Genomic DNA, 10,461 nt, shown 5'->3' with positions numbered 1-10,461 from the left:
AGTTTCAGTAGTGCAATATTGGAAAAATCGTATATAAGAATTGTTAAGTATGATGTAGATAAAGAGGGATGAAAATGTTAAAAGCAAAAAAGATTGTCTATTTGATTATAGGTTTATTTGTTTTGATTGTTGCTTTACTTTTTTTAGATTGGAAAACAACTTATCTTGTTGAAGTTCAGCAAGAAGATGTTCAAGTTTTCAATGAACAGATTGTCATAGAAATGAGTTCAGGAACTTCAATGGGATATTTTAAAGAAGCAAAATTAGAAGAAATAGAACCCGGTATTTATAGAATCGAAGCGTATTATTCTTTATTATCGGGTGAAAATTCTGGATATCTATATGAAATTGACAATTCAAATCATCATATTCGAGAAATACGACAATACCATTTAGATAACTCAAATCATTATACTGTGATTTATCAAAATCATGATTAAATGTTTATATATGTAAAAAACCTGATTTATTATCAGGTTTTTTCTATAGACATTCACATTCTTTTAACCATAATTCCACATTGGCATCACTAGGCATTCGTAAATCCCCACGAGGAGATAAAGCGACGCTACCAACTTTTGGACCATCTGGAATACATGAACGTTTAAATTGTTGAGTAAAGAAACGGCGATAGAATGTTGTAAGCCATTTTTTAATGGTTTGCTTATCATATTGTTCCTTAAAAGTATGACAGGCAATACGATAAAGTTTTCTTGGTTCATAGTGGAATCTGGCATGATGATATAAGAAGAAATCATGCAGTTCATAAGGACCAACGATATCTTCTGTTTTTTGAACAATTTCATTATCTTTTGCTGGTAAAAGTTCTGGTGAAACAGGAGTATTTAAAATATCCTGTAATGTATCATGAAGGGGTTTTCCAGCATACAAAGAAGAAACATAATCAACTAAATATCTAACAAGTGTTTTAGGAACAGAAACATTAACAGCATACATGCTCATATGGTCACCGTTATATGTAGACCATCCTAAAGCCACTTCTGATAAATCACCAGTTCCAATGACAATGCCACCCTCTTGATTGGCGATATCCATTAAAACTTGTGTACGTTCTCTTGCTTGACAGTTTTCATAGGTGACATCATGAATATTTTCGTCATGATGAATATCTTTGAAATGCTGCTTAACAGCATCCCCAATATCCACTGTGAAGGAAGTGACATTTAATTCTTCCATCATTTTTAAAGCATTGTTTTTAGTACGAGATGTTGTTCCAAAACATGGCATTGTCACTGCGATAATATCCTGAGATGGATATCCTAATTTTTGATAAGCCATATTAGCAACAAGTAATGCAAGGGTAGAATCTAAACCACCTGAAATCCCAATGACGACTTTTTTAATATGTGCAGCTTTTAATCTTTGAATCAAACCATGAATTTGAATATCAAAAACTTCCTGACAACGCATTGCACGTTGATCCTTATTGCTTGGTACAAAAGGATGTGGATCATATGTGCGTGTCAGTTCAATATCTTCATCCTGTAATGAAAAAGGTATGATCTGATAATGATCCTGACGATTATCATAAGTTGTCATTTCCACACGTTCACTTACTATTTTTTCCATATCCATATCAGCAAAGATGATACCTTCACTATATTGTTGAGATTGAGCTAAAAGACTTCCATTTTCAGCAATCAAATGATGATTACTAAAAACAACATCAGTAGAAGACTCACCTAATCCAGCATTGCAATAAGCATAGCCACAAATAAGTCTGGCACTATGAGAAGTGACCAATAGACGACGATAATCTGATTTTGATGTCAAATCATTGCTGGCAGAAGGATTCAAAATTAATGTTGCTCCATTTAAACAATGTAAGGTACTTGGTGGTAAAGGTGCCCATAAATCTTCACAGATTTCAATACCGATTTTTAATTCAGGATGACTCTGACATTCAAATAATAAACGTGAAGAAAATGGATAAGTCTGACCATTGATTGTAATGACTTCATCATTGTCTAAAGCACTGGCAAAATGACGTCCTTCATAAAACTCATGATATGTAGGGATATATGTTTTAGGAACAACACCTAATATATCTCCATGACATACTGTTATGGCACAGTTATAAAGTTTGTTTTTCAAAACCATTGGACAACCAAAAGTAAACAATATATCTAAATCTTTTGTCTGTTCACATATAGTAGTGATTTGTTTGTTGACTTCGTTTAAAACACGTTTTTGATAAAATAAATCTTCAATTGTATATCCAGTTAAACAAAGCTCTGGAAAAACAAGAATTTTGATATGTTTTTCATTGGCTTCTTTAACATAAGATATGATTTTTTGTGCATTGTGTTGAACTTGACCTAACGATACTTCAAAATTTGCACAACCTACTCTTATAAATCCATCTTTCATGAATATTCCTCCATTTAATTGATTATATAAAAAAGATATTTATATCTTAGCATTTATTGATCAAAAAGTCATCATGTGTAGGTATTGTATTTTTCATTGGATGGGTAGTCATGAAAGATATAATAAGATATAATAAAAATAAAGAGGTGGAAAAAATGAATAATAAAAAATGGGTGGATTGGGCTATTGAATTACAAAGTCTGGCACAAGCAGGATTAACTTATGGTCATGATGTTTACGATCAGGAAAGATATGAACGTATAAGAGAAATATCGGCTGAAATCATGGCGTATCAAAATGATATTCCTTTAGAAAAAGTGAAAGATTTATTTTGTAATGAAAGTGGATATCAGACACCTAAATTAGATACACGTGCAGCTATTTTTAAAGATAATCAAATTCTTTTGGTAAAAGAAAATAATGGAAAATGGTCACTTCCTGGTGGATGGGTAGATGTGAACTTATCAGTTAAACAGAATACAATAAAAGAAGTGAAAGAAGAAGCTGGTTTAGATGTGATCGCTGATAGAATTATCGCTGTGCAAGATCGTGCTCAACATAATGTTCCAATTTATGCTTATGGCGTTTGTAAAATTTTTGTGCTTTGTTATGAAATAGGTGGAAAGTTTGAGAAAAATGTAGAAACAGTAGAATCTAAATATTTTGATGAAGATCATTTACTTGAGCTTTCTACTGAGAAAAACAATGAAGAACAAATTCATATGTATTTTGAGGCCTATCGTCATCCTAATTGGAAAACTTTATTTGATTGATATAAGAGATAGTGAAAAGCTATCTTTTTTTGTGTGTGAATATTGACAAAAGAATTATACTGTGTTACTGTATTAGTGTATTAATACAGTAAGGTGGAATGGCTATGAATCATTTTCAAACAGATACGCCTATTTATTTACAGGTTGTTGAAGAAGTCAAATCAAAAATTCTTGGTGGGCAGTTGCAGCCAGGTGATAAATTAGAATCAGTCAGAGAGATGGCATCAAGATTGGAAGTCAATCCTAATACCATTCAAAGAGCTTTTTTGGAATTAGAACATCAGGGATTTATTGTGACACAAAGGGCAGTAGGAAGATTTGTTAGTGAAGACATTGATTTTATTGAATCATGTCGCCAAAACAAAATACAAGAAACGATTCAACAGTTTGTTAAAGAAATGGAGCGTTATGGCATTACAAAAGCAGATATTATTGCTTATTTAAAGGAGGAAAATCATGAGTGAACTTATAAAAATCCAAGATTTAAATAAAAAATATGGAAAGAAACAAGTTTTAAAAGATGTGAATTTAACTTTACATGGTGGACAGATTGTGGGTTTACTTGGACCTAATGGAAGCGGGAAAACAACACTGATTAAAGTTTTAAATGGTTTATTGAAAGAATATGATGGAGATGTTCAAATTGATCAGCAAGCTATAGGTATTCATTCTAAAAAAATCATTTCTTATTTACCAGATGAACCTTATTTTGAAAACTGGATGACAACCAGTGATGCATTGAATTTATTTGTTGATATGTATGATGATTTTGATTTGAATAAGGCATTATCTTTAATGGAAAGAATGGATATTGAAAAGAAAGTGAAGATTAAAGAATTATCAAAAGGAATGAAAGAGAAGTTTCAGTTGATATTGGTTATGTCTAGAAAAGCAAAGATTTATATTTTAGATGAACCATTAGGTGGTATTGATCCAGCTGCAAGAGAACTTATTTTAGATACTATTTTAAATAATTATGCTGAAGATGCACTTGTTTTATTATCAACACATTTGATTGCGGATATTGAAAAAATATTTGATGAAGTGATCTTTATTAAAAATGGTGAAATTATCTTACATGAAAATAGTGAGGACTTAAGAATGAAAAGACAAGCTTCTATTAATGATATTTTTAAGGAGGAATTCAAATGTTAAAATTAATGAAATATGAATTTATTCATTCTATGCGTTCCTTTTTCATCTCGTTTTGTGTTTTCTGGGGTGCATGTTTATTATTGCCATTTTTTACAGAAGGACTAATTCCAGATATTCCTATTTTAAGCTTTATGATGGCTTTTGGATTTACAGTTTTAGTTATGGGAATTAGTATTGCATTATTTGTCAGTATTTTTACACATTATTATCATTCTATGTTTAAAAGACCAGCTTATCTGACATTGACTTTACCTGTATCATCTTTGCAGTTAATTATTTCTAAGCTTATTGTTTCATTTGTATGGCTTATTCTTGGTGGAATTGCATTGATGTTTGGGGTTTTATTGATGGGAGTTATGATGTCATTGTTGACACATAATATGTCAATCATGCAGATTTTTCAGGGAATTCCAGAAGTGTTCAAAGGATTAGGACAGATGTTCATGAATCAGCCTGGTGAATCATTATTAAGTCTTATTTATATGATTGTAGAAACATATGCGCTTATTATATCTATTTATTTTGCTTTAACGTTAGCACATACAGCTTTATGTCGTCATCATCGTTTGGCTGTCGGGATTTGTATATGGATAGTTTTGGGAATTATTTTCTCATGGATACAATTTGTTTTATCAGGTATGAGTATCGCATCTTTTGAATGGTATGGAATTCCAATTACGTTTATGTTCATTGATCTATTTTTCAATGTGATTTTAACTTTCGTCACAGTCTATATTTTAGATTATCATATTGAAATTGAATAAAAGAATACCTCTTCATGAGTGAAGGGGTATTTTTTGTCTGAGAAAATTTTTTCTGTTTCTGTAAGAATCTTTTCTTTTCAAGTGTTTTGTAATAAGATAAACATAAAGTTGAGGAGGATGGTTATGTTAAAGGCAGTTATTTTTGATATGGATGGGCTTTTGATTGATAGTGAAGTCATTTCATATAAATGTTATAAACAGTTAATTGAAAGTTATGGGTATACTTTTACTATGGATGATTATGTCAAAGATTATCCAGGGAAGCAATTGAAAGTCTCTTTACAGTTTATTAAGGAACATTATCATCTGGATTATGATATTGAAGAAAAGTTTCAATATTTTCATCAGTTAGAAGTTCAATTATTACAAAAAGAAGGTGTTCAATTAAAAAAAGGAGCTAAAGAGCTATTAGATTATTTACATAAACATCATTATAAAATTGCTCTTGCTACATCTAGTCTGGCTTCTAGAGCAAATCAAATGCTTGAAACACATCATATGATAGATGATTTTGATGTTATGGTTTATGGTCCAGATGTCAAAAGAGGGAAACCATTTCCAGATATTTTCTTAAAAGCCTGTGAAAAACTTGGTGTATCCCCACAAGAAGCTATTGTCTTAGAAGATAGTGAAGCAGGTATCCAAGCAGCCTATGATGCACATATTCCAGTTTATTGTATTCCAGATTTAAAATATCCTCATGAAGAATATGTTCAAAAGGCTAGTGGTATTTTTTCTTCATTGTTAGATGTTATTGATTTATTAGAAAAAAGCAAAAACGAGTCAAAGAAATAATCCATTCACTATATCATTTGAATTTATGAAAAAGCATTCCCAATAAAAGGAATGCTTTTATAATAAATGAATTTGATTTTCTTGACATAATTTCATAGTTTCTTCATCCCATAAAGAAGCTTGAACTTCACCAATATGAGCTTTTCTTAAAAAGAACATACATAAACGACTTTGACCAATTCCACCACCAATACTTAATGGAAGAACATGATTGATTACATTTTGATGGAAAGGTAAAGATAAACGTTCTAAAGCATTTGCTTTTTCTAATTGTTCTTTTAATGCTTTTTCATCCACACGAATACCCATACTTGAGATTTCTAATGCATCATCAAGTTGTGTATTATAGACAAGAATATCACCATTTAATTTCCAGTCATCATAATCTGGTGCTCGTCCATCATGTTTTTGACCAGATTTTAATAAATCACCAATTTGCATAATACAAACTGCTTTTTTAGCACGGACAATTTCTTTTTCTCTTTCTTTAGGTGTGAGTTGAGGATAGAGATCTTCTAACTCTTGAGAAGTGATAAAATAGATTTCATCTGGTAAGATAGATTCACCGAGTTGAGGATAATGTCTAATCATTAAAAATTCAACATCTAACAAAGCATTGTAAATCTTTGAAACAATAGCTTTAAAATAGTCTAAAGTACGATCAGCACGGGAAATGACCATTTCCCAATCCCATTGATCTACATACATGGAATGAATATTGTCTAATTCTTCATCTTTTCTAATTGCATTCATATCTGTATATAAACCTGTATGTTGTTCAAAACCATAACGATATAAAGCATCTCTTTTCCATTTGGCTAAAGAATGAATGATTTCTATTTCATCGTTATGATTAAGTTCAAAAGATGTAAATGATACTGGTTTTTCGATACCATTTAAATCATCATTTAAACCTGTATTTTTTAATAAAAACAGTGGTGCTGAAACACGTGTTAAACGAAGTTGTTCAGCAAGTCTTCTTTCAAATGTATCTTTAATCATTTTAATAGCTACTTCTGTTTCGATTAAATTAAGATGTGGCTTATAGTCTTTAGGTATGATTATATGGCTCATAGTTGCTTCCCCCTTTATAATAAAATTTATTATAGTATATTCAAGAGTATTAGTCAAAATGATATTTCTAAATATGATATAAATCTTGATGATTTTAGGGAAATTATAAAATGGATGATAAATATGCTTAAATAGTCTAATAATATTGACTTGTATTTTAAAATTGTATACAATGAAACAAATATGAAAGCAGGTGTAAATCATGAGTGATAAAAAATATGTGAGTACAAGAGGAAAACAGCGACCAATAGATTTTTATGATGCTATTTTGCAGGGGATTGCCAGTGATGGAGGATTGCTTGTTCCAGATTTTACATTAGAACAAAAAGATTTAAAGGCTTTGCAGCATTTATCTTATGTAGATATGGCAACTGAAATTATAACATCTTTTGTTGGAAATAATGCAAAAGAGGAATTAAGAGAATTATGTCAGAAAGCTTATGGAAATGGCTTGTTTCCAAAAGAAGTTGTTCCTGTTAAACAGGCAGGAGATGTTTATATTGCTGAATTATTTCAAGGTCCAACAGCGGCTTTTAAAGATATGGCATTATCGTTATTACCTTATTTCATGACTTATTCACTCAAGAAAAAAGGTGAAGAAAGAAAAGTGATGATTTTAGCAGCAACTTCTGGAGATACGGGGAAGGCGGCTTTAGAAGGATTTAAAGATGTGGAAGGAACATATATTCAAGTTTTTTATCCTGAAGATGGTGTTTCGCCTATTCAAAAACAACAAATGATTACGCAGACTGGTCAAAATGTGGATGTTGTAGGTATAGATGGAAATTTTGATGATGCTCAAAAAGCAGTGAAACAGGCATTTCAATCTTTAGAATTAAAAGATTTATGTGATCAGCATCATGTTTTCTTATCTTCTGCAAATTCTATTAATATTGGCAGATTGATTCCTCAAGTGGTTTATTATTTTTATGCTTATATGACACTTGTGAATGAAAAGAAAATTCGTTTAAATGAAGCAGTGAATTTTACAATTCCTAGTGGTAATTTTGGCAATTGTCTAGCAGGAGTTATTGCTAAAAAGATGGGATTACCTATTCAAAAGTTTATTGTTGCATCTAATAAAAATAATATTTTAACTGATTTTTTCCGTACTGGAAAATATGATGCACGTCGTGAATTTTATAAAACAAATGCTCCGGCAATGGATATTCTGGTATCTAGTAATCTAGAAAGACTTGTGTATATGGTTTGTGAAGATAGTCAAAAAGTGAATAGTTATATGGAACAATTGAACCAAAATGGTGTTTATGAAATTTCTTCTGATTTATTAGAAAAAATGCAATGTCTTTTTAAAGCAGGATGGTTAGATGAACAAGGAGTTCTCAATACAATTCAAACATGTTTTGAAGAAACAGGATATTTATTAGACACACATACAGCTATTGGTTATGGTGTTTATAAAGAATATCAAAAAGCATTTAGAGATCAGACGAAAACGATCATTTTAGCTACAGCTTCACCATATAAATTTGCTGATTCTGTTTATCATGCTTTAACAAATCAAGACTTATCAGAATATGAAGCTATTGAAGCAGTTTATCAAAAAACAGGTGTTGAAATTCCTAAACCATTAGTAGCTTTAGACCAAAGAGAAGTTCTTCATCAAAAAGTGATAGATAAATCACAAATTATTCGTGAGATTTCTCAAAAGATTAAGGAGATATCTTTATGAAAGTCAAAGTGAAAGTTCCAGCAACAAGTGCTAATTTAGGACCGGGCTTTGACGTTGCCGGATTAGCAGTAACATTATATAATACTTTTGTTTTTGAATTGTTGGAAGATGGTTTAGAAATCACTGGTTGTCCACAGCAGTTTTGTAATCAAGACAATTTGACATATCGTGCCTTTGTAGAAGGAGCAAAAGCCTGTGGTTTACAATTTCAAGGATTACGCATTGAGTGTAGTGGGGACGTACCTTATACAAGAGGACTTGGAAGTTCTTCAACATGTATTGTTGCAGGGATTGTAGGAGCATATGCTTTTATGGATCGTAGTGAAGAACGTCAGGAGATATTAGAATTGGCAACACAGATTGAAGGGCATCCAGATAACGTCGCTCCTGCTATTTTTGGGGGATTGACAGTATCGGTCATGAATGATAACCATGTGACAACTTTAAATATTCCAGTTAAACACGATTATCGCTTTGTTGCTTTTATCCCTCCTTTTACTTTATCAACAGAAAAATCTCGTGCTGTTTTACCTCAACAGTTACCAAGACAAGACGCTATTGCGAATGTATCCCATCTGGCATTAATGGTCGCATCTTTGATTAATGGTTATGATGATGGTTTGAAGCTGGGATTTAAAGATCGTTTACATCAGCCTTATCGTGGGACTTTGATAAAAGGATATGATGAGATTATGGCAGCTTTAGAAAAAGATGAACATGTACTGGGCTGCTATTTATCGGGAGCTGGACCAACAATAATGGCTGTTATTCGAGAAAGTGATAAAAAAGGTGTCGTCAGAATGAAAGAGGAGTTAGGTCATTTATTAAATGACTGGCAAGTAGAAAAGTTAGAATTAGATATGCGTGGTTATACATGTGATTATGAGTAGGTATCTATGAAGGATACCTCTTTTTATTGCAATAAGCGAAGTCAATGCGTTATAATAGAAGCCAAGGAGATGAATAGTAATGAAAAATTATCATACACATACGAAACGTTGTCATCACGCTATTGATAATGAAGAAGATTATATTCAGGCAGCCATTGCTTCAGGATATACTGAACTAGGGTTTAGTGATCATAGCCCGTGGATGTATCAATCTTCATTTCACCCAACAATGCGTATGGAAGCTCATGAAATAAGTGATTATGTATCGACTCTATTAAAATTAAAGGAGAAGTATAAAAATCAGATTTCTATAAAAATTGGTTTAGAATGTGAATATTTTGAAAAATATATGGACGGTTTAAAAGAGATGTTAAAAACATATCCTATTGATTATATTATTTTAGGCAATCATTATGATGGTAGTGATGAAGATGGTATTTATTTTGGTTTTCCTTTGAAATCTTGGCAACTTACACAATATGTCAATAGCTGTATTCAAGCAATGGAAACAGGTTTATACAGTTATGTCGCTCATCCGGATTTAGCCAATTATCCAACTGATGATCCTTTTTATGCAGAGGAAATGCAAAGATTATGCTTAAAAGCTAAACAATACGATATACCATTAGAATTTAATTTATTAGGATATCGTACACATCGTCATTATCCTTGTGATGATTTTTTCAAGATTGCAAAAGATGTAGGAAATCGTGTCATTATTGGTACAGATGCCCATGAAGCCGATGCGTTATTGGATATGCAAACATATCAACAAGCCAAAAATCATTTAAAAGATTTAGGATTTGATATCACGGAAGATATTCGTTTTTTAAGATAACACAAGAAGCAGGATGACCTGCTTTTTATATGGAAATCAAATGATAAAAAAGAAAGAAATGTTTATAGAAAAGACATATAATCATGGT

At 31.4% G+C, this 10,461-nt stretch carries 11 protein-coding genes; 9 read left to right on the top strand and 2 right to left on the bottom strand.

Annotated features, from left to right (window positions below; translation table 11 throughout):
* The first annotated feature begins 74 nt into the window (after nucleotides 1–74).
* Complete coding sequence (locus B5E75_RS12020) at nucleotides 75–440, top strand: hypothetical protein (RefSeq protein ID WP_087359547.1); 366 nt, start codon at nucleotides 75–77, stop codon at nucleotides 438–440.
* 43 nt (nucleotides 441–483) lie between these two features.
* On the opposite strand, the gene B5E75_RS12015 is transcribed toward B5E75_RS12020, so the two are convergent.
* Nucleotides 484–2,391, bottom strand: coding sequence for an NAD(+) synthase (locus B5E75_RS12015; RefSeq protein ID WP_087359545.1), 1,908 nt, complete (start codon nucleotides 2,389–2,391; stop codon nucleotides 484–486).
* Between the two features lie 155 nt (nucleotides 2,392–2,546).
* Between B5E75_RS12015 and B5E75_RS12010 the strand changes: the two genes are divergently transcribed.
* The 5 genes from B5E75_RS12010 (at nucleotide 2,547) to B5E75_RS11990 (ending at nucleotide 5,878) form a co-directional block, all read left to right on the top strand.
* Nucleotides 2,547–3,164 (top strand): NUDIX hydrolase N-terminal domain-containing protein, encoded by a 618-nt coding sequence (locus B5E75_RS12010; RefSeq protein ID WP_087359543.1) that lies wholly within the window; start codon nucleotides 2,547–2,549, stop codon nucleotides 3,162–3,164.
* A gap of 104 nt (nucleotides 3,165–3,268) precedes the next feature.
* Nucleotides 3,269–3,628 carry a GntR family transcriptional regulator gene (locus B5E75_RS12005; protein ID WP_087359541.1) on the top strand — a complete coding sequence of 120 codons (360 nt, stop codon included), beginning with the start codon at nucleotides 3,269–3,271 and terminating at the stop codon, nucleotides 3,626–3,628.
* The gene (locus B5E75_RS12000) at nucleotides 3,621–4,319 is read left to right on the top strand and encodes an ABC transporter ATP-binding protein (RefSeq protein WP_087296916.1); all 699 of its coding nucleotides are present in this window, start codon (nucleotides 3,621–3,623) and stop codon (nucleotides 4,317–4,319) included. Before B5E75_RS12005 ends, B5E75_RS12000 begins: the two co-directional genes overlap by 8 nt.
* Nucleotides 4,313–5,083: a hypothetical protein gene (locus tag B5E75_RS11995; RefSeq protein ID WP_087359539.1), complete on the top strand. Its 771-nt coding sequence runs from the start codon at nucleotides 4,313–4,315 to the stop codon at nucleotides 5,081–5,083. The genes B5E75_RS12000 and B5E75_RS11995 overlap by 7 nt, the downstream gene beginning before the upstream one ends.
* 123 nt (nucleotides 5,084–5,206) lie before the next feature.
* Nucleotides 5,207–5,878, top strand: a complete 672-nt coding sequence (locus B5E75_RS11990; RefSeq protein WP_087359537.1) for an HAD family hydrolase — start codon at nucleotides 5,207–5,209, stop codon at nucleotides 5,876–5,878.
* Between the two features lie 57 nt (nucleotides 5,879–5,935).
* Here the strand turns inward: B5E75_RS11990 and asnA are convergent, their stop codons facing one another.
* Entirely contained in the window at nucleotides 5,936–6,952 is a 1,017-nt protein-coding gene (gene asnA, locus B5E75_RS11985) for an aspartate--ammonia ligase (RefSeq protein ID WP_087359534.1), read from the bottom strand.
* A 202-nt stretch (nucleotides 6,953–7,154) separates the two neighbouring features.
* On the opposite strand from asnA, the gene thrC reads away from it, so the two are divergent.
* The 3 genes from thrC (at nucleotide 7,155) to B5E75_RS11970 (ending at nucleotide 10,373) form a co-directional block, all read left to right on the top strand.
* Entirely contained in the window at nucleotides 7,155–8,645 is a 1,491-nt protein-coding gene (gene thrC, locus B5E75_RS11980) for a threonine synthase (RefSeq protein ID WP_087359532.1), read from the top strand.
* Nucleotides 8,642–9,535: a homoserine kinase gene (thrB, locus tag B5E75_RS11975; RefSeq protein ID WP_087359531.1), complete on the top strand. Its 894-nt coding sequence runs from the start codon at nucleotides 8,642–8,644 to the stop codon at nucleotides 9,533–9,535. Before thrC ends, thrB begins: the two co-directional genes overlap by 4 nt.
* Nucleotides 9,536–9,614: 79 nt before the next feature.
* Nucleotides 9,615–10,373, top strand: coding sequence for a histidinol-phosphatase (locus tag B5E75_RS11970; RefSeq protein WP_087359529.1), 759 nt, complete (start codon nucleotides 9,615–9,617; stop codon nucleotides 10,371–10,373).
* Nucleotides 10,374–10,461: the final 88 nt, after the last annotated feature.

The sequence above is a fragment of the Massiliimicrobium timonense genome, assembly GCF_002160865.1.
Taxonomy (GTDB): domain Bacteria; phylum Bacillota_I; class Bacilli_A; order Erysipelotrichales; family Coprobacillaceae; genus Allocoprobacillus.
Note: the sequence above shows the minus strand (reverse complement) of the source record. Positions and strands in the feature narration are given on the sequence as shown.

Coding starts and splice junctions, on each gene's coding strand:
- B5E75_RS12020 (WP_087359547.1), top strand. CDS start 75: ATGTTAAAAGCAAAAAAGATTGTCTATTTGATTATAGGTTTATTTGTT.
- B5E75_RS12015 (WP_087359545.1), bottom strand. CDS start 2,391: ATGAAAGATGGATTTATAAGAGTAGGTTGTGCAAATTTTGAAGTATCG.
- B5E75_RS12010 (WP_087359543.1), top strand. CDS start 2,547: ATGAATAATAAAAAATGGGTGGATTGGGCTATTGAATTACAAAGTCTG.
- B5E75_RS12005 (WP_087359541.1), top strand. CDS start 3,269: ATGAATCATTTTCAAACAGATACGCCTATTTATTTACAGGTTGTTGAA.
- B5E75_RS12000 (WP_087296916.1), top strand. CDS start 3,621: ATGAGTGAACTTATAAAAATCCAAGATTTAAATAAAAAATATGGAAAG.
- B5E75_RS11995 (WP_087359539.1), top strand. CDS start 4,313: ATGTTAAAATTAATGAAATATGAATTTATTCATTCTATGCGTTCCTTT.
- B5E75_RS11990 (WP_087359537.1), top strand. CDS start 5,207: ATGTTAAAGGCAGTTATTTTTGATATGGATGGGCTTTTGATTGATAGT.
- asnA (WP_087359534.1), bottom strand. CDS start 6,952: ATGAGCCATATAATCATACCTAAAGACTATAAGCCACATCTTAATTTA.
- thrC (WP_087359532.1), top strand. CDS start 7,155: ATGAGTGATAAAAAATATGTGAGTACAAGAGGAAAACAGCGACCAATA.
- thrB (WP_087359531.1), top strand. CDS start 8,642: ATGAAAGTCAAAGTGAAAGTTCCAGCAACAAGTGCTAATTTAGGACCG.
- B5E75_RS11970 (WP_087359529.1), top strand. CDS start 9,615: ATGAAAAATTATCATACACATACGAAACGTTGTCATCACGCTATTGAT.